Below are 23,994 nucleotides of genomic sequence, written 5' to 3'. Positions count from 1 at the left end.
CCGCCTCCGCTTACATCCGCTCGTGCAGGCCGTACATGATCCAGATGGAACCGCCGATGAACAGGAACATGAGGAAGAAGGTGAAAAGCAGCGCCATGAGGTTCCAGTACATGGCCGACGACCGGTCCACGTGCAGGAAATAGCGCAGCTGCACGAAAAGCTGGATCACGGCCAGGGCGAAAAGGGCCAGGATCAGCGGCAGGCGCGGCAAGGCCCCGCCCATGACCAGGCCAAAGGACACAAGCGTCAAGACGACGGAAGCGGCGAATCCCAGGGCGTAGGACTTGACCGTGCCCACGGCCGCGCCGGCGTTGTCGGTTGGCGAGTGGCTCATTGCACGACCCCCAGCAGGTAGACGACGGTGAAAACGCCGATCCAGACGATGTCGAGAAAATGCCAGAACATGCCCAGGCGGGTAAGCCGCCCCTTGACCGGGGCGGTGAGGCCCTTGGACGCAAGCTGGGCCAGCATGACCACGATCCACAGCAGGCCAAAGGTCACGTGCAGGCCGTGGGTGCCGACCAGGGTGAAAAAGGCCGAGAGAAAGCCGCTACGGTCCGGGCCGGCCCCGATCCCGATAAAATGGTGGAACTCGGCCAGTTCCATGACCAGAAACCCCAGCCCCAGGGCAAAAGCGGCCACAAGCCCCAGGCGCACGGAGCGCAGGTCGCCCTTGTGCATGGCGACCATGGCCAGGCCGTAGGCCGCGCTGCTGGTTAAAAGCAGCATGGTTTCCACGAGCACGGCCGGCAGCTCGAAGAGGTCCTTGGGCGTGGGTCCGCCGGCGTAGTTGTGGGCCATGACCACATAGGTGGCGAAAAGGGCCGAGAAGACGATGAGATCGCTCATCAGGTAGAGCCAGAACCCGAAGGCCTGGATCTCGCCCATGTCATGGCTGCCATTGCCGCCATGGGCCTCGTGGCCGGGCGCGCCCGGGAGATGGGCCGTTTGCGCTGTCGTCATGCGTTCCTCCAACAAGGCTTTGGGCCGTTGGCTTGGGTCTTTATGAGCCGGTCGATCCGGGCAGCGCCGGCCGGACGCGCGCGTCCTCGATGCGGGCCACTTCCTCGGCCGGGATGACCATGAACAGGTCGTCGGCGCAGCCCCGGGCCGTGACCACGGCGATCATGCCCAGGGTCGTTACCGCCGCCAGCCACCAGATGTGCCAGATGACGGCGAAGCCGAAGACAAAGGCGACCACGCCCAGGACAAAGCCGTGCCAGGAGTTTTTCGGCATGACGATGTCCTCGTAATGATCGGGGCGGGCGTAGGCCACGCCGCGCTCCTTCATGTCCCAGAAGGCGTCGATGTCGTGCACCTCGGGGATGACGGCGAAGTTGTACACGGCCGGGGGCGAGGCCGTGGCCCATTCCAGGGTGCGGCCGTCCCAGGGGTCGCCGGTCGTGTCGGCGTTGGCCTTGCGCTTCATGAAGCTCACGAACAACTGCATGAGCATGCAGCCGATGCCGGCGGCGATAATGAGCGTACCCACGGCGGCGATAATCAGCGGCAGCTGCCAGGCCGGGTTGTCATAGTGCTGCATCCGCCGGGGCATGCCCATGAAGCCCAGCACGTAGAGCGGCACGAAGGACATGTAAAAGCCGATGAGCCAGCACCAAAACGAGCGCTTGCCCCAGGTTTCGTCCAGTTTGAAGCCCGTGGCCTTGGGGAACCAGTAGGCGAAACCGGCCAGGAACCCGAAAAGCGTCCCGGGAATCAGCATGTTGTGGAAGTGGGCGATGAGAAACAGGCTGTTGTGCAGCACGTAGTCGGCAGGCGGGATGGACATGAGCACGCCGGTAAGGCCGCCGAGCACAAAGGTGGTCAAAAAGCCGATGGTCCAGAGCATGGGCGTGGTCATGCGCACCCGGCCCTTGTACATGGTGAAAAGCCAGTTGAAGACTTTCACGCCCGTGGGGATGGCGATGACCATGGTGGAAATGCCGAAGAAGATGTTGACGTTGGCGCTGGTGCCCATGGTGAAGAAATGGTGAGCCCAGACGGCAAACGACAGGAACATGATGACGGCCGTGGCGTAGACCAGGGAGGTGTAGCCGAAGATGCGCTTTCTGGAGAAGGTGGCCACCACTTCGGAGTAGATGCCAAAGGCCGGCAGGATGACGATGTAGACTTCCGGATGGCCCCAGGTCCAGAAGAGGTTGATGTACATCATCGTGTTGCCGCCAAGATCGTTGGTGAAAAAGTGCATCCCGAGATAGCGGTCCAGGGACAGCATGAACAGCGCGGCGGTGAGCATGGGGAAGGCGAAGATAATCAGGATGTTGGTGAGAAGCGCCGTCCAGGTGAACAGCGGCATGCGCATGAGCGTCATGCCCGGGGCGCGCATCTTGATGATGGTCACCAGGAAGTTGATGCCGGTTAACAGCGTGCCGACGCCGGATATCTGGATGGACCACAGCCAGTAGTCCACGCCGGTGTCCGGGCTGTAGGCCAGTTCGGTCAGCGGCGTATAGCCCGACCAGCCGGCCTTGGAGAATTCGCCCACGCCAAGGGAGACCATGACCAAAAGCGCCCCGGCCACGGACAGCCACAGGCTCACGGCGTTGAGAAAGGGAAAGGCGACGTCGCGCGCGCCGATCTGCTGGGGGATGACGATGTTCATCAGGCCCGAGAGAAACGGCATGGCCATGAACAGGATCATGATGGTGCCGTGGGCCGAAAACACCTGGTTGAAGTGGTCAGGCGGCAAAAAGCCCGGGGACGCCCCCACGGCCATGGCCTGCTGGGCCCGCATCATGATGGCGTCAGAAAAACCGCGCAGCAGCATGATCAGCGACAAGATGATGTACATGATGCCGATTTTCTTGTGGTCCACGCTGGTGAGCCACTCGCACCAGAGGTACGGCCATTTCTTCAGGTAGGTGATGAGCCCCAGAACGGCCAGCGCGCCTAAAAGCGAACCGACCACCGCGCCCATGACGATGGGATCATGGTAGGGGACGGCGGCGAGGGTGAGTTTTCCGAACATGTGACTGGTCCTCCTGGCCTATTGGCCGTGTCCCTGGGAGCCGGCTTGGCCGCCGTGCCCGCCTTGTCCGCCATGGCCGCCATGGCCGCCGTAGCCGCCGGGCCCGGCCGGCTGGGGCGAGCCCTGCTTGGTCATGGGGTCGTATTTGCCGAGTATGGCCTCGAAGATGCCCGGCTCAATCTTGGAGAAATAGACCGGGGCGGCCGCGACGCCGGGTTTGCGCAGTTCGTCGAACCGGGTCATGTTCAGGGTCTCGGGCGAGGCTTTGACCTTTTGCAGCCAGGCGTCGAACCCCGCCTGGGAGACGGCCCGGGCCGGGAAGAACATGTCGGGGTAGCCCGCGCCGCTGAACTGCTGGTTCTGGCCGACGTACTCGCCTTCGGTGTCGGCCAGCAGATGCAGCTTGGTGCGCATGCCGCCCATGGCGTAGATCTGGCTGCCCAGGCGCGGGATGAAAAACGAGGTCATGACCGTGTCGGAGGTGATGTCAAAGGCCAGGGGCATCCCGGCCGGGAAGACCAGCTCGTTGACCACGGCCACGCCCTGCCGGGGATAGATGAAAAGCCATTTCCAATCGAGGCTCACCACCTCGACGGGCAGTTGCTTGTCCGGCGCGGCCAGGGGCTTGTAGGGGTCCAGGCGATGGGTCTCGATCCACAGCAGCGTGGAGAGCAGGATGACGATGACCATGGGGATCAGCCACATGACCAGCTCGATCTTGCCCGAATGGCTCCACTTGGGCGCATACTCGGCCTCGGTGTTGGACTCCCGGTACTTGTGGGGAAACCACACGGCCATGACGATGACCGGGATGACCACGATGAGCATGAGCCCGAAGGCGATGAAGATGAGCCGGCGCTCGGCCTCGCCGATGGGTCCCTTGGGATCGAGCAGCGCCAGTTCGCTGCATCCCGAAAGGGCGGCCAGGGCGCACAGCCCCAGGACGGCGGCGAAGGCGGAAGCGGTGTTGCGTTTCATGGTCTCTCCCACGTTGCGCGGTGCAAGAGGATCAGGGCTACAGGGACAGCGGCAGGGACATGGTCACCCCGCCTTGCGGCCAAGCACGCACAAATCGCCGGTCTCCACGCCGCAGCGCCCGCCAAGGGCTCCGGCGGACATGGCCTCGGTCATGTAGATGACGAGATTGACGAAGCGGCAGCCGGTGAAGGTCGAGCGCTGAAAATAGGCCGCCGTGTTCACCCGCTCGTCGGCGGCCACCACCACGATGTCGCACAGATGGAAGGAACAATCCTCCAGCGTGCTCGAATCCTGGAGAAAGATGGAACCCGGGCCGGTGAGTTCGCATTTGACGAAGCTTTTCCCCTCATGGACCCGAAAATAGGGCGAGTAGAGATCGGCCGCGCCGATCTTTTCCAGTTCGAAGCGCTCCCGCAGGGCCAGGCTTTGCTTGTCTTGGTAGGTGATGAGTTTCAGGTGGCGCGCCTTGTCCACGGCGGCCATGGCCAGCACCACCACCAGGGCCACGCCGGAAAACAGCAGCGAGGTGAGGATGCCGACAAGCAGCCACGCCCCGACCACATGGGGCTTCAGCACGCTCGTCAGCGAAGCGACCAGCAGCAGGCAGACCAGGGTGGCGACCAGGAAAATCGCCAGCGCGTGCTTGATGAAAAAATTGGCCACGGCCCCGAGCCGTCCGTCGCTTGTGCCCATGCTCGCCTCCTGACATGGAGATATGCTTGAGCTTATTGCGGTTTCCCGGGAGCAAGTCAATGCGCCAGCGGCGAAAATGTCGCGGCGGGGTCCGTGGGGCGGCAGCGTCCGGCCCAGAGGGAGGGACCGGAAATTCCATGGCAGACTCGGAAGACGCCCCCAAATCCGTTTCCCATCCCGGCCAATCGTGCCACAGTGGCCTCAAACCCGGGGCGGCCGCAGCGTCGGCCCGCCCCTGTTGCCCGCAACCCCAGGAGCACCCATGAAAGCCATCATCGCCACGGGCGGCTTCGATCCCGAAGCGCCCCAGGCCTTTACGGAAAAGGAACTGCCCGAGCCCGAACCCCGAGCGCACGATATTGTCGTGCGCCTGCAAGCCGTGGGTGTAAACCCCGTGGACACCAAGGTCTTTGATCGGCTGGCCCCTGGTCAGGAACGGATCCTGGGCTGGGACGCCCAGGGCATGGTGGAGGCCGTGGGCGTGAAGGCCGGCCGCTTCACGCCAGGGCAGACCGTCTACTACGCCGGCTCCATCACCCGCGACGGCTGCAACGCCGACTATCAGGCCGTGGACGAACGCCTTGTCGCCCCGGCTCCGGCAAGCCTGTCCCCGGAGCAGGCCGCCGCCCTGCCGCTGACCAGCCTCACGGCCTGGGAAGGGTTGTTCGACCGGCTGGGCTTCACCGCGGCCGAGGGAGCCAATGCCGGCCGCGGCCTGCTGGTCGTCGGCGGGGCCGGCGGAGTCGGGTCCATGGTCATCCAGCTGGCCGCCTGGGCCGGCCTTGACGTCACGGCCACGGCCGGCCGGCCGGAATCGGCCGCCTGGTGTCTGGAAATCGGGGCAAAAAATGTCCTTGGCCGGGGCGATCTGGCGGCCGAGGCCGAGGCGGCCGGGCTGGGCGATTTCGACGCCATCTACTGCACCACCCACATGGAGGAGCACTGGACGGCCATGGCCCGGGTCATCGCGCCACAAGGCTCGGTCTGCCTCATCGACGATCCGTCCGGGCCGCTGGACATCACGGCATTCAAGCAAAAAGCCGTGCGCCTGTGCTGGGAATTCATGTTCACCCGTTCGATGTTCGCCACCCCGGACATGGCCCGCCAAGGGGAAATTTTGCAGCAGATAGCCGGACTCCTCGACGCCGGGCGTTTGCGCCCCACCCTGGCCCTGACCGCCAAGGGCCTCACCGTCGAGAACGTACGCCAGGCACACCAGCGCCAGCGCAGCGGCACCATGGTCGGCAAGCAGGTCATCACGGTCTAGCGGAGCATCCCTTAAAAAATACGATCATATTTTCAAGAAAAACAGGTTGTTTCAATACATTGTCCACGAAACGCTCTATGCGCTTTTCGTGGACCCGACACGAGGCCGCGTCGGCGGACTTGGCCTATACCCACGGTCCGGGCCGGGGCGTTCCCATAACGCTCCGGCCCGGCATCGCCCCAGGCTGCGGCCGGGCTCTATTTCGACCCGGGCGGCAAGCCGTCGTAGAAGGAAAAATCCCAATCCTCCCGGGCGTCCTCGGCAGCCAGCTCGGGCAGGGCGGCGGCCAGGGCCGCCCCCGCGTCCGGCGGCAGCAGGGAGGCCAGTCCCTGGCCCAGGGCGGCGGCCAGGGGAAACGCCTGTCCGGCCGATTCGTCCGGCGCATTCCCATGGCCCAGCCGGGCCAAGTCGGCCAGCAGATACGCGCCGGCACGGGGTTCGGGCAATATCGCCGCCAGGGCCGCCGGCAGGGCTGCCGCCTCGTCGCCGTAGCCGGCCCGGGTCAGGATTTCGACCAGGGCGTGGGCCAGATACAGGCAGTCATAGTAGACAAAGGCAGGATTGACGGCCCGGTGGCGTTCCATGCGCCGGCCCACGGCCACAAGCAGGGCGTTGGCCGGATCAATGGGATTGGCCTTGGCCGCCTCCAGAAACTCCGGCCCCTGCCAGGTCCAGCCGCGCCGGGCCATGGTGGTGCGGGACAGCCGCCGGATCTGTCGGGCCGGTGGGCCGGGCAGGACGCGCAGGGCCAGGCCGGCGGCGCGCAGGGTACGGCTGAAAAGCACGTCTTCATGGAGCCGGCCGGCAAAGTCGTGGAAGCCATGGCGCTGCCAGACCTCGCGGCGCATGAGCCATACGCCGGCCGGCGCGACCTGGGCGTCGCCGGAAAAGCCGTTGGCCAGGCTGTAGCGCAGTCTTTGGTAGTCGGCCAAAAGACCCTCTCCAGCGTCGTTGACGATGGGCGTGGCCACGATGCCGACCTCGGGCCGGGCCGCTTCGGGCAGGCAGCGGACCAGCCAGTCCGGCGGCAGGCGGATGTCGGCGTCGAGCGACAGCACGAACCGGCTCCCGGCCGCGCCGATGCCGGCGGCCTTGGCCCGGGCCGGCCCCTGGTTGGGGGACAGGCGCACCACCCGGGGAACCGGGACCGCGTCCGGCGCGGCAAAGGGCACGGCCGAACCGTCGTCCACCACCACGCATTCCCGGGGCACGCCCTCCCAGGACGCGGCTTCGGCCAGCAGCCCGGCCGCCAGGGCGTGGTCGTTGTAGGTGTAGGTGACGAGCGTCACGGCCAGACTCGGGCGCTTCATGCCTATTTCCCCTCCCACTGGCGGCGTGTCACCGCGATGAACAACGTGCGCGGCCGATCAAAGACTGCCCCGGCCAACATGAACAACATTTTCATTTTCCTGTAATCTTTCGTATTTGGAAAAACGTTGCCCCTTGGGCCGAGGTAGTCTAGAACGAACACTTCAAACTTGTTCACCTTCGATGACTCATGACCCGTAAGATCGTACCAAGGTGGTGCCATGCCTCGAATTTCAGCTTTTCTTTCCGCCCTTATCTGCCTGGGCCTGGCCGTGGCAAGCCTCCCCCCCCAGGCGGACGCCTATACCGTCCAGGCCGGGGACACGCCGCAGTCCATCGCCAAAAAGCATAACATTTCCGTGGACGAGCTGCTCAAGGCCAACAAGAACCTCAAGCCGAACAAAATGCTCATCGGCGACAGCCTGACCATCCCCGGCAGCTCCGCTCCGGCCAAGGCCGACAAGAAAGCCCCGGACAAAGAGCCTGCCCACAAGGACAAGGCGAAAGCTGAGCCGACCTCGCCCAAGGAACGCGCCGCCGAAGCCCGGGACCGGGAGAAAGAGAAAAAATCCGCCACCTCCAGCACCGGTGCCCCGGCTCCTGCCCCGTCCGGCCACGGCGGCAGCTACACCGTTAAAAAAGGCGACTCCCTGGGCGGCATCGCCGCCAAACATGGCGTCAGCGTTGACGACCTCTTAAAGGCCAATAAGAATCTTAAGCCGAACAAGATGCTCATCGGCGATGTCCTGGTACTGCCGGGCGGCGCGCCGGCCAAGGCCGATCACGCCAAGCCCGAACCGGGCGAAAAACCTTCGGCCAAATCGGCCAAGTCCACTGAAAGCCACGACGCCACCATCAGCCACACCGTGCGCAAAAACGAAACGCCCGATTCCGTGGCCAAGCGCTACCACATCAGCGTAAAAGAACTTGCCCGGCTCAACCCCGACATGGGCAAGAAGCTCCACGCTGGCCAGAAGCTGACCATCCCGGCGGCGGCGGCGGCCAAGGCGGCCGAAGCCGAATTGCCCGGGCGGGGCCTGCCCGAGGCCGAACCCGAGGCCGTGCCCGAACGGGCTCCGGCCAAGCCGTCCCGCGCCGCGGAAACGGCCGACCCGACCCCGGCCCTGCCCGAAAGCCGGGATTCTGCCGATGCCGAAGCAGCCTTTGAAAAGGGTATCGAATTCGGCAAGCAAAACAAATTCCAAAAGGCCATCGAATTTTTTGACAAGGCCATCAAGCTCAATCCCAACCGGGCCGATTTCTTCGCCAGCCGGGGCCACGCCCACTACTACCTGGCCCAGTATCCCAAGGCCATCGACGACTATACCAAGGCCATCGAGAAAAACCCCAGCTTCGCCCTGGCCTATTCCATGCGGGGATTGAGCCGCGCCCGGTCCGACAAGTACCAGCAGGCCGTTGAGGACTTCAACAAGGCCATCAGCCTTGGCCCCACCGAAGCCGACTACTACAAGGGCCGGGGATTCACCTACCTGCGCCTCAAGCAGTACGGCCCCATGTGCCAGGACTACCAGAAGGCCTGTTCGCTGGGCGACTGCGAACTCCTCGAAAGCGTCAAGAAGGAAAAACTCTGCCAGTAGGCAGCGTTCACTAGCCCATAAAAAAAGCCCGGCTCCGGCCGGGCTTTTTTTATGGGGAGTGTCCGCCTCACCCTCAGGCCGAGGCAGGCTTGCGCGGCCACAGCTGGGCGGCCAACATGCCGGCGAACATCAGGCAGCAGCCAAAAAGCCCGCGCCCGCCCAGACTCTCGTCCAGAAACAGCGCCCCGCCCACGGCCGCGAACACCGTCTCGAAGCTGAGCAGCACAGCGGCATGGGTGGGGTTGGCGTCGCGCTGGGCCACCACCTGCAGGGTGTAGGCCACGCCCACGGACAGCACGCCGCCGTAGAGGATGGCCCAGCCCGCGCCGGCAACGCCGGCCCAAGTGGTGTCCTCGAAGATCACCGCCGCCGTCAGGCTCAGGATGGAGCACACGCCATACTGGGCCAAGGCCAGGGGCAGCGCCCGGGTGCGCGGGGAAAGCCAGCCGATGACCAGCACATGGCCGGCCCAGAACACCGCGCCGATCAGTTCCAGGCCGTCGCCCGGGGCCAGGGTGAAATCCTCGGTGACGGACAGGAAATACAAGCCCACGGCGGCGGCCACCGCCCCGATGACGTCGCCCCGAGCCGCCTTCTGGCCGAAGAAGAGACCCAAAAGCGGTACCAGCACCACATACAGCCCGGTAATAAAGCCGGCTTTGCCGGCCGTGGTATAGAGCATCCCCACCTGCTGCAGGGTCGCGCCGGCAAAGAGCACGCCGCCGGCCGCGAGTCCCCCGAGCCAGGGAAAGCCGTCCTTGGCCCCGGGCAAAAATGGGGCCGGCGGCGGATAGCGCAGGGAGCGAATGGCCAAGGGGGCAAGCACCATGGCCCCCAGAGCAAAGCGGATGCCGTTAAAGGCCATGGGGCCGATATGGTCCATGCCCATCCGCTGGGCCACGAAGGCAAAACCCCAGATAAGCGCGGTGACAAGACACAGGATGTCGGCCCGAAGCGAAGCCTTGCGCATGGTTCCTCCTTGCCGCCCTGCCCTCGGCCCGGCCTGAAACAGCCGACCGCACAGGACGGCCGCCGGATACGGCGCGGCCTGTGCCCCGGGGCCGCCAGCGCGGCGCATCCAGGCAACATCCCGGTCATGGGCGTGGCGGAAACCGGGCTTGTATAGGAAATGCGCTGCAAGGTCGAGGGGAATGCGGCCCTGATCGCGCCTGGAAGCCTCTCCCTGCAAGATGGTTCCCGAGAATGCCGAAGACATTGCTGCCCGTCGCCCTGTCCACAACCAAGCTTCGCGCTGTTGGGTGGTGGGCGTCCGATAAAGCCCCGCCCTTCACCGAACAGTAGCGCAGCCGCCGCAAACAACAACGGCGGGGCATGATACCCCGCCGCTTGCGAACATGATTGGTGCGCCGCCGGCGCGCTTAGGAACGCTGGCTGGACTGGGACTCGCCCCGGCCGCCGCGTGGCAGGATGAGCACGCGCTTGAGCGGCCCTTCGCCCTTGGAACGGGTGGAGATGCCCTCGTCTTCCTGCAAGGCCAGATGCACCACCCGGCGGTGGTAGGAGGACAGGGGCTTGGTGGACTGGGGACGGCCCAGGGTCTTGGCCTTGTCGGCCAGGAAAATGGCCATCTTGCGCAGGTTGTCGTCCTGGCGCTCGCGGTACTCGCCGGTGTTGATCTGGACCTTGACCGGGCTGCCGTGGCGACGGATGACGATGCGGTTGACGATGTACTGGATGGCGGCCAGGGTCTGGCCTTCGCGGCCAATGAGCAGGCCGGAATTTTCTTCGTCAAAGATCAGCACGGAAACGCGTTCGCTGTGGCCGGAGATCTCGAATTCGGGACGCTGGCCAAGGATGCCGTCGAGCATGTGCTCCATGGCCTCACGCACGATGGCCGAGAGTTCGGGCGTCAGCGGCTGCGGCTCGGCAGCTGGCGCTGCTCGACGGGATTCGCGGCCGGACCGGCCGGAATCGGCCTCGCTCTGGTCGCGGGCGTCGTCGAAGTCATCCTCAAAAGGTTCGTCGTCGCCGGAAAGGTCCGACATAGCGGGCGCGGCCTGGCGGGGCGGAGGCGGCGGTGTTTCGGCCTTGGGGGCCGGAGCGCTCGGCGCGGCCGGTGCAGTCGGCGCGGCGCTCTGGACAGGGGCCGGCCGTTCTTCAACCGGCGCGGGCGTGGGCGCGGCCTTAGGGGCCGGCTTGGGTTCGGCCTTGGGCGCGGCCTTGGCCTGCCCGTCCTGGCGCGGGGCATCGGCCTGGCGCTGGTTGCCCCGCCGGCCGCCGTCACGGCGGTCATTGTCCCGGCGCTCGCCCTTGCCGCCCATGTCGGAGAGGAGATTGACCTCTTCGCGCAGCCGGGCCCGGACCTGGGCCTTTTTCTTGCCGACAAGGCCAAAGATGCCCGACGAGCCGCCGGAGAGGATTTCGACCTCGAGCTTTTCCCGGGGCGCGCTCAGGCTGCGGCAGGCTTCTTCCATGGCCTCGTCCACGGATTTGCCGCTGTAGGTCTTCCATTCGCTCATAGTTGCTCCTTGCGTTGCGCTTCCATCTGTTCGCGGCCGGATGCTCGCTGACGAGGCGTCAGGACTTCTTGTTGAGCATCCATCCCTGCTGGGCGATGGAAATGACGTTGTTGACCAGCCAGTACACGACCAGTCCGGAGGGGAAGTTGAGGAACATGAAAGTGAAGATGACGGGCATAAAAAGCATGACCTTGGCCTGGGTGGGATCGCCCGGAGCCGGGGTCATCTTCTGCTGGAGGAACATGGTCGCGCCCATGATCAGCGGCGTGATGTAGAATGGGTCCTTGGCCGAGAGGTCGGCCAGCCAGATCATATTGGTGAAGGGCAGATGGGTGATGAACGAGGCGTGGCGCAGTTCGATGGAATGCAGCAGCGCCTGGTACAACCCGAAAAAGACGGGGATCTGCACGATCATGGGCAGACAGCCGCCGGCCGGATTGACCTTGTAGGTCTTGTACAGCTGCATCATCTCTTCATTCATCTTCTGCCGGTCATCCTTGTACTTCTCGCGAAGCTGGGTGAGCAGCGGCTGCAGCTTCTTCATCTGATCCATGGACTTGTAGGACTTCTGGGACAGGGGCCAGAAGATGAGCTTGATGAGGATGGTCAGCAAAATGATGGCCACGCCGTAGTTGCCGACATAGTCATAAAAGAAGTGCAGGAGCTTGATAAGCGGCTTGGCCACGAAGTCGAACCAGCCGTAGTCGATGGAGGCGACCAGCTTGTGCGGGGCCATTTCCAGGTACTTGGGCACCTTGGGACCGAGGAAATAGGCAATGGAGAGATCGGAGCGACCACCGGCCGGGACCTCCAGGCCGTCCTTGTCCAGGGCCACGCGGAACACGCCGTCCTCAAGCTTGGCCTTGCCACGCAGATCGGCGGCCTCGGGCACGATGCCGACGAGGAAGTAGTTGCTCATGACCGCGCCCCACTCCATGGGCTTTTCCGGAGCCACGCCCTCGGCCAGCTTCTTGTCGCCGCTTTCGAGGTCAAGGCCCGACGCGCCGTAGAAGGCGGCCTGGGTGGGGTTGTAGGAGTCGTCCGCAGCCGAGAGGCGGTCCACGGCCACGGTCAGGGACAGACGGTTGCGCAGGGGCGCGCCGCCATTGTTGGACAGGGAGAACTTTTCATCAATAATATAGGAGTCGCCGGAAAACGTCAGTTCGCGTTTGACGACCACGTCGCCCATGCGGCCGGCCAGGACCACCGTTCCGGCCGCGCCGGCTTCGAGCTTGAGATCCCCGCCTTCGGCCGACCAATCGACGTTTTGCCAGGTGGGGGAGCCGTTTAAGATGATGCCCAGCGGGGCTTTGGCTTTGGCCTTGTCGTCGATGAGGTTGACCAGGGGCGAATCGGGCTTGATGGTCTCGCGGTAGTTCTTGAGGGCGAACTGTTCGAGGACGCCGCCGGTGGAGTTGAGGACGGCGGTATACAGCGGCGTGTCGATGGTGATTCTCTTGCCCGGGGTGGGGGCGAAGGCGGCCAGGGTTTCGGCCTTGGCGGCGGGCGCGGCCGGGCTGGACTGGGCCGGAGCGTCCTGCTGGCTGACGGCGGCGTCAGGCTTGGGCGCCTGCTTTGCGGGGGGGAAGAGGAAATTCCAGCCGACCAGGACGGCAAGAGAAAGGGCCACGGCCAAAATTACGCGTTTGTTTTCCATTGTCCTTCATATCCCGTCGAAGTGTGGATGCGCCGTCATGGCGAAGCGCGCCAGGGAGCGCGCAGGAGATGCGGAAATACGGCAGGCACGGGATCGTACCCGCCACGGGCCAGGGGGTGGCAGCGCAGAAGCCGCCAGAGGGTGAGCAGACCGCCGCGAGCCACGCCGAAGCGCTCCACGGCTTCGACGGCGTAGGCGGAACAGGAGGGCGCAAACCGGCAACACGCGGGCTTAAGCGGCGAGATGGCCAGCTGATAGCATTTGAGAGCCCAGATCACGGCGCGTCGCATGGGTCCACGCTTCCCGGCCGAGCCGGGCGGTCGAGGTCCTTGGCCATCCTGATAAGGAGCGGGCGCAAATCGCTTATGGCCTGATGCAGGTCCAACCGGCGCGGGTCGAGGCATTTCTTGGCAACGACGACGACGTCCAGGCCGGCCACGGCCTGGGGGGCGCACAAACGAAAACATTCGCGCACCACCCGCTTGACGCGGTTACGCGCGACGGCGTTGCCGACTTTTTTGCTGATGGCCATGCCAAGCCGCCAGGGCGCGTTCGCCTCCGCTCGCGGCAGGACAAAGAGCAGGAAAGCCTTGCCATGGTAACGGCGGCCTGCTTCGAAGCAGGCCGCGAATTCCCTACCCGTCCGGAGCCTGTGCGCCGGAGGAAAGACTAGACGGCCAGGCGCTTGCGGCCCTTGGCCCGACGACGGCGCAGGATGGCCTGTCCGTTTTTGGTCCGGGAACGCACCAGAAAGCCGTGGCTGCGGTTTCTGCGAATCTTGCTCGGCTGGTATGTCTTCTTGCTCATGCATAATCTCCAAAGAATTGTGGTGAACGTTTTTCAATAGCCGTCTTCCCCCCGCTCGTCAAGGAAGTTTGCGGAACGTCTCCGCCATAGGGGTATCGGGGCGCGGCTCCAGGCCCCGGGCTCCCCGCCGCGAACCGGCACGTTGGCCGAACCAGACGGTCAGCGCGGCGGCCAGCCCGCCGAGGCCCAAAACGGGATCGGCCTCGGCCCAGGCGGCCAGGGTGACAAGCCCACCCCCGCCCAGGGCCAGCCACCTTGCCCGTTTTTGGCCAAACAGGGAAGCCCCGAAGCAGGCCAAGCCCGCGCCAACCAGAACTTGTGTTTCCATTTTATCGCCAACCATTTGTTTTTTCAGTCTATCACAAAACACCGCACAAAGAAATGCCAGTTTTTCAAAATTTCTGCTTGACGGTGAGCGCCGTTTTGCCTAGATACATTTCTCCACGACGCGGGGTGGAGCAGACCGGTAGCTCATCGGGCTCATAACCCGAAGACCGTGGGTTCAAATCCCACCCCCGCAACCAGGAAGTCCAAGGGCTTACAGCAAAAACGCTGTAGGCCCTTTTTCTTTTTCCTAACCTATTCCTAACCACGAGCGAACAACCCCCTGGAAAGCCTGCGATCCCCCGCCCCCCATCACCTCCCAGTTCATTTTCAAGCAACAGTATAGTAAGCGTCACCTCAAGCCCGCTCCAAGGCCGAGTTCGCGCCGACATCCCTATGCGTTGTCAATTTTCAAGATGCGAGAGTGCGACATGAGCAGATGGATACCAGTCAAAGCCCTTGAATCGTACGAGGTCAGCTTATTCGAACAAGCGCTGTTTATTGCAAAAGGACTTCCGGCATATAACAGAGATGGGAAGCGAGTAATTGAACGACAAGACGAAGAAGATCTTCCCATCGGATGCGTCTATCTAACGGGCGATCTTGGTCCATTTGGAGAAGGCGATACAATTTATTATCGGTGGCTTGACGCCCCTGATGAATTGCGCGACCTGAAATTCAAAAAAGATGAGCTCGTTGCATTCCTGACCAGCGAGCAGGACAAGCCCGGGATAAAGAGAATCATCGATACACTGCCAATCTCATCATGGGACAGCAGCATTGTTGATTACAAAAAGCTACTCATTTCATCTCAAGAAGAAATATCAAGGCTGAGGAATGAACTTGAAACACTCAAACAAAAGACAAATAAGTCTTCACAAGGAACTCAGCAACTAAAGACTGACCGTGCAACACAATCTCGCCAAGACAGGGCAATAGCCGACTGGACCATCACTGTTGAAAAGGCTGTATCTTTAGCCGTCACGTGTACTCGTAACGGCAAGCCTAAATCGATAGAGCAGCATAAAAACATGTGGCGTGTTCTTTGGGCTGCAGACAACGACACTCTGCCCAGGAGTGCAGGCTTCGAAGCTTTCCGACGTGGCTTGCCCGATGATTTAAAAGGAACATCATAAAATCGCCTGCGCGTTTCCCCCTCCCTCTCAAACGACGTCAGCTTGGCTGCACGTCGCTTGACCCCCTATTTCACGTCGCTGGATACCTTCCTCACGTCGCTGGAGACCTTTACGTTGCTGGAGACCTTCCTTCTTTTCCCTCCCCCGGGCATCCCATGGGCAGTTTAACTGCCTTCAAGGAGATGCCATATGCCTCGAAGCCTTCGTACCCGTGAAGCCGCCGAATACCTGGGCGTCTCGCCCGGAACCCTCGAAGTCTGGCGCTGCAAGGGCCGTGGCCCGCGCTACTACAAGCTCGGCAAAGTGGTGGTCTACGATCCGACAGACCTCGACGCCTTCCGCGAGGCGCGCAAGGTCTTCACCGCAGATGCCATGCCCCCGTCATCCGTTCGTTGAGGTCCGTGAGCATGGCGACAGAGCTTTGGAGCGAATTCCGGGCGTTCCTCGAAAGCGCAGGCCTGCGCCCAGTCGATATCATTGCTGACGGCGCGATCCACCGATGCGGCACAGCCGGCAAAGAGCGCGGCGCAGACGGTGCCTACCTGCTCTATCCCGATTCTCCCGCCTACGGGCATTGCTGGAATTTCCGAACCGGCGAGGAAGGCGTCTGGAGAGACAAGTCCTCCACCCCTCTCTCAAAAGAAGCACAAGCCCGCATCGAGAAAACCCGAAGAGCCCGACAGCAAGCTGACGATGCACGGCACGCTACCGCCTGCCGCACAGCCCAAAACATCTTAAAGACGGCCCGCCCCGCCCCAGACGATCACCCCTATCTTGTTCGCAAGGGCGTCAGACCACATGACAAGATTTACGTCACCAGGGACGGACGGCTGGCAGTTCCCATCTGTGATGCCAACGGCACCCCCATGTCCCTGCAGTTCATCACCGCGAAGGGAGAGAAGAGGTTCCTTGCCGGCGGGAAAATCCGTGGCGGCTTCTTCCGGATCGAGGGCAATGACGGCCCGCTTTACCTTGTCGAAGGGTATGCGATCGGTGCGACCATCCACGCAGCCGCCAAGGGGACCGTGCTTGTCTGTTTCACCTGCCACAACTTGCGGTCCGTCGCCGAGACGGCCCGCCAAGCCTTCCCCGGCCGTCCGATGGTTATCTGTGCAGACAACGACCACGAGACGGCCGCCAGATACGGGAAAAACCCCGGCATCGACCACGCCGTCGCAGCCGCCCTGGCTGTCCAAGCCCGGGTTGCCGCGCCTGACTTCAAGGAACCAGCCGGGAAGACGGACTTCAATGACCTGGCGGCCTCGGAAGGACTGGACGCGGTCAAGGTCAGCCTGGCCAAGGCCGAGCCCCCCGCTACGCCTCCAGTTGCAGGCGGCCAGACAACCGGAGCCAAGGCCCCGATTGTCGTGCTCTCCGCGTCTGACTTTCTTGCTTACGGCTTTCCCAAGCGCGAACACATCCTGGACCCGATTCTGCCGAGCCAGGGCTTGGCCTTGCTCTACGCCCCCCGGGGGCTGGGCAAAACCTTTCTGGCCCTGACCTTGGCCTATGGCGTGGCCGCTGGGCAGGCCGTGTTGCGCTGGAAGACGCCCCGCCCTCGAAATGTGCTCTTCGTGGACGGCGAAATGCCAGGCTGGATGCTGCAGGAACGACTGTCCGGCATCGTCAAAGGATACGGCGGCCCCGTCCCGGAGCAGTTGCGGATCATCACGCCGGACTGCCAGCCCGATTTCCTGGCAAACCTCGCCACGCCGGAAGGCCAAGCGGCCCTTGACCCTGCGCTTGCCGGGGTGGAATTGCTCATTCTCGACAATCTGGCGACGCTTTGCCGGATCGGCAAGGAAAACGAGGCCGAAAGCTGGCTGCCGGTCCAGGCCTGGCTTTTATCCTTAAGAAGATGCGGCATCGCTGTCGTCGTGGTGCACCATGCCAACAAAAACGGCGGCCAACGCGGCACCTCGTCCCGCGAAGACGTTATGGACACCGTGATCGCGCTGTTGCCCGTCAAAGACCACACTCCAGCCGATGGCGCGCGTTTCGAGGTGCATCTTCAAAAAGCCAGAGGCTTGGCCGGCAGCGGAGCCGATCCTTTCGTCGCCAGACTGGTCGCCAAGGACGGCACGTTCCAATGGACGACGCACCCCCTTTCAGAAAATGTCGACAAGATCCTCAGTCTCGCCGACCAGGGCAAAAGCGTACGAGAGATAGCGAAGCTCACAGACATTCCCAAAAGCACGGTTCAGCGGACCCTCGACAAACATTTGCCCACAAAAAGCAGCACCTCCCCTCGCCCCAGGATCGGCGGGCCGGACACAAAGGTCTTGTCGTAAGCGCCTGTCCCGTTTGGGACGCGTACCCGGTCGCCTCGGCGAAGCCCGGGGCATTCCTCGGGCTGCACCGAAGCGCCGCAGACCAGCGCGACAACGAGCCCGGCGACGCCGGCCGGCGCGAAGAATTCGTGCTTGCCGCCGCCGGGGCTGTGCCAGCAGCCGTCAAGGCGCAGGCGGTAACAGCCTGCCGGGCCTCCCCAGGCCGTTGCCGGGAACAGTTCCAGCTTGACGCTTTTGCCCTGGTTGCGGAGCAAAATGGTAGTTTCCTTGGCGCGCTTTTCGCTCATGCCGCTATCGCTTCCTTCAGCCAAGTTGAGAAAGACATCGGTTGGCCCTGGCCCGGTTTCGCCTGCTGATTACGAATCACAATCATGGCCTAGCATTGGTCCCGCCCAGTTTTAAAAAATTCCATAATTCCATCATTTGCAAAGGGCCTGACCGGTCATGACGGGTCGGGGCTGGTTGATTGAGTGGAGCAAAATTGGAGCAAGTGGAGCATGGCCGGGGCAAGCCCGGTCTTGACAGGTCTGAAAAAATAAGGCAACATGCGCCCTGGAATTCGAAGATTGACGACCGTTTCCGGCCAAGGCCGGAAACGGAGAAGAACGGCAAGCCCGGCGAAACAGATAGAGGCAAGGAAACGCCGGGGGTACGCAATCACTCCTCCCAATTTTGCGAGGAATCGTGATTAATCTCATGTGATTGCGTATTGCGCTGCATTCAGGCCCCATGCCGGGCCGAAGATGCCGAAACCCTCCGGGGTGGAAAAAGCGCCAGTCCAGAGGCCACCAGTCAAAAGCGGCGCGTATCGCCGGCACCGAAGTAAGGCCTGAATTCCGAACCCTGTGCCAAAAGACAACAAACTAGGCTGGTTAGCCTAGGTCTTTTGGCATAGCGTTCGGGATTCGGGCCTTTTCCCGTTTCCCTGCGCGCCTCGCCCCGAGGCCACCATGACCATCCCCGCCCCCTTGTTGTTAAAAAAAGAGCAAGTCGCTGTAATAATCGGGAGTTCTCCGGACGCTGTTGCTTGTGCCGTTAAGCGCCACCGCCCAGACCTCGCCCCGACTCCGATCAAAATCGGCAGGCGCAACTACTGGACGCCCGAAAGCGTCCAGGCCTGGGTTGCGGCCCAAGCCGCCGCCCAAGGTCAAGCCGCTGCTCAAGCTTCGGCCCAAGCCCAGGACACCGCCAGCAAGTCCTCCCAGGCCTCTTCTGCCGCTTCCACGGCCTCTACGCCTCCACGCCGTAGTGGCCGGCCCACGAAAGCCGAAGCTCGCGCCAAGGCCGCCGTCTCTGCTGCCCAGGCCGCCGCCAAAGCGGCTCTTGCAAAGGAAGGAGAATAATCATGAAGCCCATTGATTTCGATAAAATCACGCGTTCTGACGATTTAATCAACGCGGATTATTCTGATCTTGATTACGTCGTCGAAGGCCTTCCTTTGGGCCTCGTAGGCTCGCTTATCGCTGCTGGCGCAAGCGGCAAATCATTTTTCGCTATGCAGCAAGCTTTTGGCATTGCAATTGGCCGAGATGGACAAAAACGCGGTCAAGTAATTTATTTTGCAGCCGAAGACCCCGAAGAGGAATTCGGCAAACGAATTCAATCCATTTCTAAAGCGTGGGGGCTTAACGAAGAAGACAAAGTTTATGCAAGAAAAAATCTCTGGATGATCTCACTTTTGGCAAAAGAGCCAAATCTCACTGCCAAAAAAAATGAAACCGATGATGTTTACGAATTTATCGAGATCATCAAGCCGTTGTGTCGAAAAATTGCATCTGAAGGAGACGACCCGCTTCGATTGATTTATTTTGATACATTACGACGTTTTCATTTTTTAGATGAGAATGAAGGCGGAGCTATGTCGATGGTCTTGAGCGTTATGGAACAAATATGCCACGAGCTTCACTGTTCGTGCATATTTTTGCATCACATTAACAAAAGCTCTGCTCTTAACAACAACTCCGACATGCAACAAGCCGCACGAGGGTCGTCAGTGTTATCTGACAATATCAGATTTCAGCAATTTCTTGCCCCAATGTCAAAAGATGAAGCGGAAAATTTCGCCCGTCCGAAGACGCCAAAAATGGCTATCGGCGAAGATGGCCGGCGATTCTTTGTTCGTTTTGGCGTGTCAAAGCAAAACTATGGCTCTCCAATCCCTGAACGCTGGTATGAACGCGACGAGAATGGCGTTCTTATGCCTGCCGACATCATCAAAATTGAAGGAAAATAGCCCTTGGCTAGGTCTTCTTCATATTCAAAAGCAGCAAATGCAGTGGTTAGAATTGATCACATGCATTTGCTGCTTCGGAGGCTGTTTCGATCTGTTTCTAAGCATGAAATGGAAAAAAGGATGCATTTCATAGAAAACTATGGACACCTTGAAATTGAGGTTCGAGGATTTTGTCAGTTAAGTGTTTTTGATTTCAAGATATTTCAAGCAATTTTATTATTGTCATGCCAAAAAAGAAGAGGAACACTTGTTAAAGAGCAGGCGACTTCAGAAAGATACCATCTCTTGCGAATGAATTTGAAATTAAAAGATGAATCAGTAAAGGATATTTCGTGCGCTATTGAAACCTCTGCCTATGAATTGGCTCATGTATTAAGCAAACAACGGCACGGGAAATGGCCAGGAATGGTTTTGAATTCTTTGAAAAATTTGACAGGAGTCGCGTTCCATATAAAAGATACCAATTCGAGAAAAACATATGGTTTTAATATTCTGTCGTATTCCAACGAAGACAATGGGAGAATACAAATTCTAATCAACCCTTTTCTGGCCTTAGCAATCCTCGGGAAGAGAAACTATACAAAAATAGACATAAACGAATCTCGCCAGCTTGAATCAGAGCCTGCTTGCCTTTTGCATAGCTATCTGTGTGCAGTTATCAATCCTGGCAAAACAAGGAGCTTTTTGCTTACTACGTTGATGAATTATGTTTGGGATGAAGATAAAAGTCCAGCAGTCGTGCGAAAGAGACTGTCTCGATTGGTAAAGGATGTGCTCCCTTGTTTTGAGCGGATCAATTGGAACGTCCGATTTGAAAATGACGTTGTGTTTATTGGTCGTCCCGAGCGCCGTGACGGAACTGCTCAGGGGCAGATTGAGGGCGGGTAAATTGGTCCGGAATATTCGATGGTTCACAGGGCTGACTATGGAGAGTTTGGTCACAGACTATGGAGATTTCGGTCACGGACTATGGAGATTTTGGTCACAAGGGGTGAGATTTTGGTCACAAGGTGTGTCTGTAACTATTAGAATTTTTAAATTAATTTGCAGAAATGCTGTTGCGCCTATCTCTTCCTAGTCATCCCTAAGGATGACTAGGAAGAGATACGAACCAAAAATTGGCATCACAATGCCCGGCCGTTCCTGGCCGGGCAATTACGATCATGGATGGCATTCGATCCGGCCGTGACCGGCCGGAAATCCGCCATCGGGGAAGGGGGAGGGAGGCCCAAAACCACCCGATCTAAGTCCGGTCAGGCGGGGTGCCCCTGCCCCGCCAGACCTCCATGCCCGGCCGTTCCTGGCCGGGCAATTACGAGCATGGCACCCTGGCCGGCCGTATCCGGCCGGATGCGCTTCGCGCCGGATAGACATCTGGTTTGGAGGTTCCGCGCGAAGCGCTCCGGGGAAATGGATCGAGGGATGAGCCGCGAAGCGCCAGCCCCGTCGCCAGTCGCGAGGGGCTGGAGACGGGTCGAAAATTGTGCCGTCCGGGCTGTTGGGTTTTTTCCCCTTCCCCGCCGGCTGGTTTTCTGCTGTTAGAAAATGATTCGAATGCAAAACTTCCCAAGAAATGGGTAATTAAAGAATTTTTTCAAAAAATCATGGCAATAGGAGCTTTTTAGCATTCCCGAGCAAGGACACGTTCAACCTGAGCATTCCCGAGCAAGGACACGCTCAACCTGAGCATTCCCGAGCAAGGGCACGTTCAACCTGAGCCGTCCCGAGCAAGGGCACGTTCAACCTGAGCAGTTCTGAGCAAAGCCAAGCATTCCTACGTTCAGACTACGTTCTAAAAAAGCATTTATAGCACAAAAAAACAAACTATTAATTTTCTTGAATTATTTCTAAATCCGTAGTCGCGATGGATGCCCTTGGATAAGAATTGAACGGCCTGAATAATCCCGACGGATCAATGACAAAAGTGCGCTCCGCTCCAGTGTTGGGGGGACCAAAGCGCATCTTTGGCGCGTGTGGGCTTTTGCGTGGAGCATGGAAACGATCAGGCTCCAAGGATCGCGTTGTAGAATTGTGCGAACTGCGTATCCCGCAGACGAACCGCATCGATGTCCAAGGATTCTGAGGCCTTGCGGTATTGCTTGATCCGCGATTTACCGCCTCGGCGTCGCAATGTCTCAAAATCGAGGTCGAGCCAGGTCTCGATCGATGGATTGGCGATCGCGGCAATCCAGTCTGGGAATTCCATACCGTTGCGGAGCATTGAGGCCGTGCCGGTTGGGTCGTTATCGCCATCTACGACGATTAACACCTTCGATTCCGAATTGAAGGTACTCCACATGGCGTTGGCGACGCGCGGAATGGCCATTTTCCCCATCGCGGTCATGATCTTGATCGAGCGTCTTGAGCCGGCGGCCGCAAGGATGCGTTCGGCGAGCGTGGCGATTACCACGCGATCGGAGTCGCCTTCGCAAACGATCAGCAGATCCGCTGCCGCAGGCTGTGCAGGCTGGGTCGCCATGATGCCGCCGGTGGCGTGATCGTAGCGCAGGAGGTCGATCTCGACCGCGCTGGTCTTATCAGCTGTGACGAGATCTCCTTCCATCGGGAAGTAGATCGCACCTTCCTCGGCGGCCTTCCGAAGCTTGAATTTCAGCACGCTCTTGAAGCCGCTTCCCCGCACGATCGATGCGTCCATGTCGCGCTGGTCGAGCAGGACGATGTTGAGCTCCTTGCCGAGAATGAGCGCATCGACAGCATCTTCGGCATAGCCTGACATCGAAATAAAGATGCCTATGGTTCCGGCGAGCTTGCCGTCGACCTTTCCCTTGAACTGATAGAGCGTCGATGCGGGCAGCGGGTCGGCATGCCATTTCGCCTCAAGGAGGTAAATGCGCCCGTCGAGGTATAAGGAGCCATCGATCTGCTCGCCCGCCGGACGAAAGCCGGTGCGGGGTTCAAGTCCGTTCAGGGCGAAGAGCTTGTTCAACAGTCTTTCGAAAGCAAAGCCTCGTTTTCGTTTCGCGTTTCCGTCAGCATCGGACGGCAAACTCGCAAGCTCTTCGTATTCTTTTCTGATGTCTTCCAAACTGCTCATCTTACCTCGCCGGGCATTGTGTTGAGTGCAAGGGCATGGCCATCGGCAGGTATTTATAGCTTTATCGCTTCTGGCTGACAAGAGGCGGGCCCGAACCGGAAGACTAGAACTCCGAGCTTGCGTAGCTTGTCTGCCAGATTGCCCTTGTATCCCCCGAGTCGGGGAAGATGATGACGCCAATGGGCATGACGGCCAGCATTAGGTCGTTGCGCATGAACGGCGCGGCCTTGGCATGTTTTACCCAGTCAGGCTTGAAGGCGATTTGTGGCTGAAAAAGGAGTGTCGAGCCGCGACGGCGAGGAAGCGTGCGACCGGTGGCGGCATGTCCTCAAGTGCGGCAATGGATGAAAGGCTTAACTTGGCCTCCTACTCATCAAATATGGATTTTTTGCTTTCAGATGTTAGTCCTCTAGCTGCATGAGGGAACAATACTAAGTGGCTTCTCGCGGCTTTTTTTGCTAAATCTGTGCAAAAATCAAGAGCAACTACCATGTGTCTTTTGTCGGATATGTTTTCAAGACCGGTTCCACGATTATTTTCTCCTGTTTTATAAAACCCCATGGGGAAAGTGTGCGTATGGCATGACCACAAAATGTAAAACGCCCTAAAAGCATCAGAGTTAATTCCAGCCCTGTTCATAATCGCGTCTTGAGAGTCCATGTATAGGTCTTTTGCCTTTAGATATCGAGATTGCTTTTCCTTGGAGATTCTTGAAAAAAAAGTATTATTTTTAAGGTGTTGTTTGATTTCGTTGGCCTGTTCCGCGAACTCATTCAGTTCATCGGATGGGGTTTTTAGGTGCTCAAACATTTTTCTTCTTCTTAAGCAGTCGTGAAGATTGAATATGTTCCAGCGGCATTGCCATTCTTCTTCGCTAGTTTCTTCTATTGCTAGATAAAAGTAAGCGATGAAACATTCACTGAAGTTTCTTGCTAATGATGTCATTGGAGAACAGTCCCAGTTTTGAAGAAATATGGTTGAAAATCTGCTTCTAGGCAAAAGCTGTAATATACTTAATCCCCAAGCGCTCAGACGGGTAAAAAGAACTGATGCCCAATAATGCCGCGATGATGCGGAGGGAAAACCAGCCGAGTGATGAGATAAGGCGCTCACAGCTGATATGGTAGTGTCAAACTTCTTAAGTAGGTCGTTGTATTCTGAATCTAGGTTTTCCATGT

22 protein-coding genes, 1 tRNA gene and 2 pseudogenes are annotated in these 23,994 nt (G+C 60.0%); 8 read left to right on the top strand and 17 right to left on the bottom strand.

The window, feature by feature from the left end; all coding sequences use genetic code 11:
- Positions 1-10: 10 nt before the first annotated feature.
- The 5 genes from cyoD to DMR_RS06875 form a co-directional block, all read right to left on the bottom strand.
- Positions 11-334 carry a cytochrome o ubiquinol oxidase subunit IV gene (cyoD, locus tag DMR_RS06895; protein ID WP_015860189.1) on the bottom strand — a complete coding sequence of 108 codons (324 nt, stop codon included), beginning with the start codon at positions 332-334 and terminating at the stop codon, positions 11-13.
- Positions 331-963 carry a cytochrome o ubiquinol oxidase subunit III gene (cyoC, locus tag DMR_RS06890; RefSeq protein ID WP_015860188.1) on the bottom strand — a complete coding sequence of 211 codons (633 nt, stop codon included), beginning with the start codon at positions 961-963 and terminating at the stop codon, positions 331-333. The genes cyoD and cyoC overlap by 4 nt, the downstream gene beginning before the upstream one ends.
- Before the next feature lie 40 nt (positions 964-1,003).
- The gene (gene cyoB, locus DMR_RS06885; protein WP_015860187.1) at positions 1,004-2,989 is read right to left on the bottom strand and encodes a cytochrome o ubiquinol oxidase subunit I; all 1,986 of its coding nucleotides are present in this window, start codon (positions 2,987-2,989) and stop codon (positions 1,004-1,006) included.
- Between the two features lie 18 nt (positions 2,990-3,007).
- Positions 3,008-3,967: a ubiquinol oxidase subunit II gene (gene cyoA / locus DMR_RS06880; protein WP_015860186.1), complete on the bottom strand. Its 960-nt coding sequence runs from the start codon at positions 3,965-3,967 to the stop codon at positions 3,008-3,010.
- 63 nt (positions 3,968-4,030) lie between these two features.
- Positions 4,031-4,660, bottom strand: a complete 630-nt coding sequence (locus DMR_RS06875) for a hypothetical protein (RefSeq protein ID WP_015860185.1) — start codon at positions 4,658-4,660, stop codon at positions 4,031-4,033.
- Between the two features lie 262 nt (positions 4,661-4,922).
- On the opposite strand from DMR_RS06875, the gene DMR_RS06870 reads away from it, so the two are divergent.
- Positions 4,923-5,927, top strand: a complete 1,005-nt coding sequence (locus DMR_RS06870) for a zinc-binding alcohol dehydrogenase family protein (protein WP_015860184.1) — start codon at positions 4,923-4,925, stop codon at positions 5,925-5,927.
- 197 nt (positions 5,928-6,124) lie between these two features.
- On the opposite strand, the gene DMR_RS06865 is transcribed toward DMR_RS06870, so the two are convergent.
- On the bottom strand, positions 6,125-7,237 hold the full coding sequence (locus DMR_RS06865; protein ID WP_043600219.1) for a glycosyltransferase family 2 protein: 1,113 nt from the start codon (positions 7,235-7,237) through the stop codon (positions 6,125-6,127).
- Between the two features lie 219 nt (positions 7,238-7,456).
- Here DMR_RS06865 and DMR_RS06860 point away from each other — a divergent pair, with 219 nt between their 5' ends.
- Entirely contained in the window at positions 7,457-8,833 is a 1,377-nt protein-coding gene (locus tag DMR_RS06860) for a LysM peptidoglycan-binding domain-containing protein (protein WP_015860182.1), read from the top strand.
- Positions 8,834-8,906: 73 nt separating this feature from the next.
- Here DMR_RS06860 and DMR_RS06855 read toward each other — a convergent pair whose 3' ends face one another.
- The 7 genes and pseudogenes from DMR_RS06855 to DMR_RS06825 all read right to left on the bottom strand — a co-directional run bounded on the left by DMR_RS06855 (position 8,907) and on the right by DMR_RS06825 (position 14,105).
- Positions 8,907-9,803 (bottom strand): DMT family transporter, encoded by an 897-nt coding sequence (locus DMR_RS06855; RefSeq protein WP_015860181.1) that lies wholly within the window; start codon positions 9,801-9,803, stop codon positions 8,907-8,909.
- A gap of 409 nt (positions 9,804-10,212) precedes the next feature.
- Positions 10,213-11,313, bottom strand: a complete 1,101-nt coding sequence (locus DMR_RS06850; RefSeq protein ID WP_015860180.1) for a protein jag — start codon at positions 11,311-11,313, stop codon at positions 10,213-10,215.
- Between the two features lie 58 nt (positions 11,314-11,371).
- Entirely contained in the window at positions 11,372-12,970 is a 1,599-nt protein-coding gene (gene yidC / locus DMR_RS06845; protein WP_015860179.1) for a membrane protein insertase YidC, read from the bottom strand.
- 35 nt (positions 12,971-13,005) lie between these two features.
- On the bottom strand, positions 13,006-13,260 hold the full coding sequence (yidD, locus tag DMR_RS06840) for a membrane protein insertion efficiency factor YidD (protein ID WP_052278965.1): 255 nt from the start codon (positions 13,258-13,260) through the stop codon (positions 13,006-13,008).
- Positions 13,245-13,625 (bottom strand): annotated as a pseudogene (gene rnpA, locus DMR_RS06835) (ribonuclease P protein component); the annotation flags it as partial. The pseudogene rnpA and the gene yidD, both read right to left, overlap by 16 nt.
- A gap of 14 nt (positions 13,626-13,639) precedes the next feature.
- Complete coding sequence (gene rpmH, locus DMR_RS06830; protein ID WP_006918232.1) at positions 13,640-13,777, bottom strand: 50S ribosomal protein L34; 138 nt, start codon at positions 13,775-13,777, stop codon at positions 13,640-13,642.
- 58 nt (positions 13,778-13,835) lie between these two features.
- A complete protein-coding gene (locus DMR_RS06825) occupies positions 13,836-14,105 on the bottom strand; it encodes a hypothetical protein (RefSeq protein WP_052279058.1) in 270 nt (89 codons plus the stop codon).
- Between the two features lie 119 nt (positions 14,106-14,224).
- Between DMR_RS06825 and DMR_RS06820 the strand changes: the two genes are divergently transcribed.
- The 4 genes from DMR_RS06820 (at position 14,225) to DMR_RS22350 (ending at position 17,528) form a co-directional block, all read left to right on the top strand.
- Positions 14,225-14,301, top strand: a tRNA-Met gene (locus tag DMR_RS06820).
- Between the two features lie 231 nt (positions 14,302-14,532).
- The gene (locus DMR_RS24365) at positions 14,533-15,237 is read left to right on the top strand and encodes a hypothetical protein (RefSeq protein WP_148208379.1); all 705 of its coding nucleotides are present in this window, start codon (positions 14,533-14,535) and stop codon (positions 15,235-15,237) included.
- A 189-nt stretch (positions 15,238-15,426) separates the two neighbouring features.
- Positions 15,427-15,633 carry a helix-turn-helix transcriptional regulator gene (locus tag DMR_RS06815; RefSeq protein WP_015860176.1) on the top strand — a complete coding sequence of 69 codons (207 nt, stop codon included), beginning with the start codon at positions 15,427-15,429 and terminating at the stop codon, positions 15,631-15,633.
- 11 nt (positions 15,634-15,644) lie between these two features.
- Positions 15,645-17,528 (top strand): AAA family ATPase, encoded by a 1,884-nt coding sequence (locus tag DMR_RS22350; RefSeq protein ID WP_015860175.1) that lies wholly within the window; start codon positions 15,645-15,647, stop codon positions 17,526-17,528.
- On the opposite strand, the gene DMR_RS23230 is transcribed toward DMR_RS22350, so the two are convergent.
- Positions 17,438-17,815: a hypothetical protein gene (locus DMR_RS23230; protein ID WP_015860174.1), complete on the bottom strand. Its 378-nt coding sequence runs from the start codon at positions 17,813-17,815 to the stop codon at positions 17,438-17,440. The genes DMR_RS22350 and DMR_RS23230 overlap by 91 nt on opposite strands.
- A 1,058-nt stretch (positions 17,816-18,873) precedes the next feature.
- Between DMR_RS23230 and DMR_RS06790 the strand changes: the two genes are divergently transcribed.
- Both DMR_RS06790 and repC read left to right on the top strand, forming a co-directional pair.
- Positions 18,874-19,761, top strand: a complete 888-nt coding sequence (locus tag DMR_RS06790) for a helicase RepA family protein (RefSeq protein ID WP_015860171.1) — start codon at positions 18,874-18,876, stop codon at positions 19,759-19,761.
- Positions 19,762-19,803: 42 nt separating this feature from the next.
- Entirely contained in the window at positions 19,804-20,649 is an 846-nt protein-coding gene (gene repC / locus DMR_RS23225) for a replication protein C, IncQ-type (RefSeq protein WP_268741128.1), read from the top strand.
- Between the two features lie 1,114 nt (positions 20,650-21,763).
- Here the strand turns inward: repC and DMR_RS06785 are convergent.
- From DMR_RS06785 to DMR_RS24360, 3 genes and pseudogenes are all read right to left on the bottom strand, one after another.
- A complete protein-coding gene (locus tag DMR_RS06785) occupies positions 21,764-22,816 on the bottom strand; it encodes a TOPRIM nucleotidyl transferase/hydrolase domain-containing protein (protein ID WP_015860168.1) in 1,053 nt (350 codons plus the stop codon).
- A 53-nt stretch (positions 22,817-22,869) separates the two neighbouring features.
- Positions 22,870-23,084, bottom strand: a pseudogene (locus tag DMR_RS25755) (hypothetical protein); the annotation flags it as partial.
- A gap of 98 nt (positions 23,085-23,182) precedes the next feature.
- Entirely contained in the window at positions 23,183-23,992 is an 810-nt protein-coding gene (locus DMR_RS24360; protein WP_015860167.1) for a DUF5677 domain-containing protein, read from the bottom strand.
- Between the last annotated feature and the right edge of the window lie 2 nt (positions 23,993-23,994).

Origin of the sequence: Solidesulfovibrio magneticus RS-1 (assembly GCF_000010665.1) — a bacterium.
GTDB classification, from domain to species: Bacteria; Desulfobacterota; Desulfovibrionia; order Desulfovibrionales; family Desulfovibrionaceae; genus Solidesulfovibrio; species Solidesulfovibrio magneticus.
The sequence above is the reverse complement of the archived record's forward strand: the minus strand, read 5'-3'. Positions and strand labels throughout refer to the sequence as shown.

Bases quoted from the DNA above. Each gene is read 5' to 3' on its own strand.
- cyoC (WP_015860188.1), bottom strand. From the start codon at position 963: ATGACGACAGCGCAAACGGCCCATCTCCCGGGCGCGCCCGGCCACGAG.
- DMR_RS06850 (WP_015860180.1), bottom strand. From the start codon at position 11,313: ATGAGCGAATGGAAGACCTACAGCGGCAAATCCGTGGACGAGGCCATG.
- cyoB (WP_015860187.1), bottom strand. From the start codon at position 2,989: ATGTTCGGAAAACTCACCCTCGCCGCCGTCCCCTACCATGATCCCATC.
- DMR_RS06815 (WP_015860176.1), top strand. From the start codon at position 15,427: ATGCCTCGAAGCCTTCGTACCCGTGAAGCCGCCGAATACCTGGGCGTC.
- DMR_RS06875 (WP_015860185.1), bottom strand. From the start codon at position 4,660: ATGGGCACAAGCGACGGACGGCTCGGGGCCGTGGCCAATTTTTTCATC.
- DMR_RS06825 (WP_052279058.1), bottom strand. From the start codon at position 14,105: ATGGAAACACAAGTTCTGGTTGGCGCGGGCTTGGCCTGCTTCGGGGCT.
- DMR_RS06855 (WP_015860181.1), bottom strand. From the start codon at position 9,803: ATGCGCAAGGCTTCGCTTCGGGCCGACATCCTGTGTCTTGTCACCGCG.
- cyoD (WP_015860189.1), bottom strand. From the start codon at position 334: ATGAGCCACTCGCCAACCGACAACGCCGGCGCGGCCGTGGGCACGGTC.
- DMR_RS24360 (WP_015860167.1), bottom strand. From the start codon at position 23,992: ATGGAAAACCTAGATTCAGAATACAACGACCTACTTAAGAAGTTTGAC.
- yidD (WP_052278965.1), bottom strand. From the start codon at position 13,260: ATGCGACGCGCCGTGATCTGGGCTCTCAAATGCTATCAGCTGGCCATC.
- DMR_RS06860 (WP_015860182.1), top strand. From the start codon at position 7,457: ATGCCTCGAATTTCAGCTTTTCTTTCCGCCCTTATCTGCCTGGGCCTG.
- DMR_RS23230 (WP_015860174.1), bottom strand. From the start codon at position 17,815: ATGAGCGAAAAGCGCGCCAAGGAAACTACCATTTTGCTCCGCAACCAG.
- cyoA (WP_015860186.1), bottom strand. From the start codon at position 3,967: ATGAAACGCAACACCGCTTCCGCCTTCGCCGCCGTCCTGGGGCTGTGC.
- DMR_RS06865 (WP_043600219.1), bottom strand. From the start codon at position 7,237: ATGAAGCGCCCGAGTCTGGCCGTGACGCTCGTCACCTACACCTACAAC.
- DMR_RS24365 (WP_148208379.1), top strand. From the start codon at position 14,533: ATGAGCAGATGGATACCAGTCAAAGCCCTTGAATCGTACGAGGTCAGC.
- DMR_RS06790 (WP_015860171.1), top strand. From the start codon at position 18,874: ATGAAGCCCATTGATTTCGATAAAATCACGCGTTCTGACGATTTAATC.
- DMR_RS22350 (WP_015860175.1), top strand. From the start codon at position 15,645: ATGGCGACAGAGCTTTGGAGCGAATTCCGGGCGTTCCTCGAAAGCGCA.
- DMR_RS06785 (WP_015860168.1), bottom strand. From the start codon at position 22,816: ATGAGCAGTTTGGAAGACATCAGAAAAGAATACGAAGAGCTTGCGAGT.
- yidC (WP_015860179.1), bottom strand. From the start codon at position 12,970: ATGGAAAACAAACGCGTAATTTTGGCCGTGGCCCTTTCTCTTGCCGTC.
- rpmH (WP_006918232.1), bottom strand. From the start codon at position 13,777: ATGAGCAAGAAGACATACCAGCCGAGCAAGATTCGCAGAAACCGCAGC.
- DMR_RS06870 (WP_015860184.1), top strand. From the start codon at position 4,923: ATGAAAGCCATCATCGCCACGGGCGGCTTCGATCCCGAAGCGCCCCAG.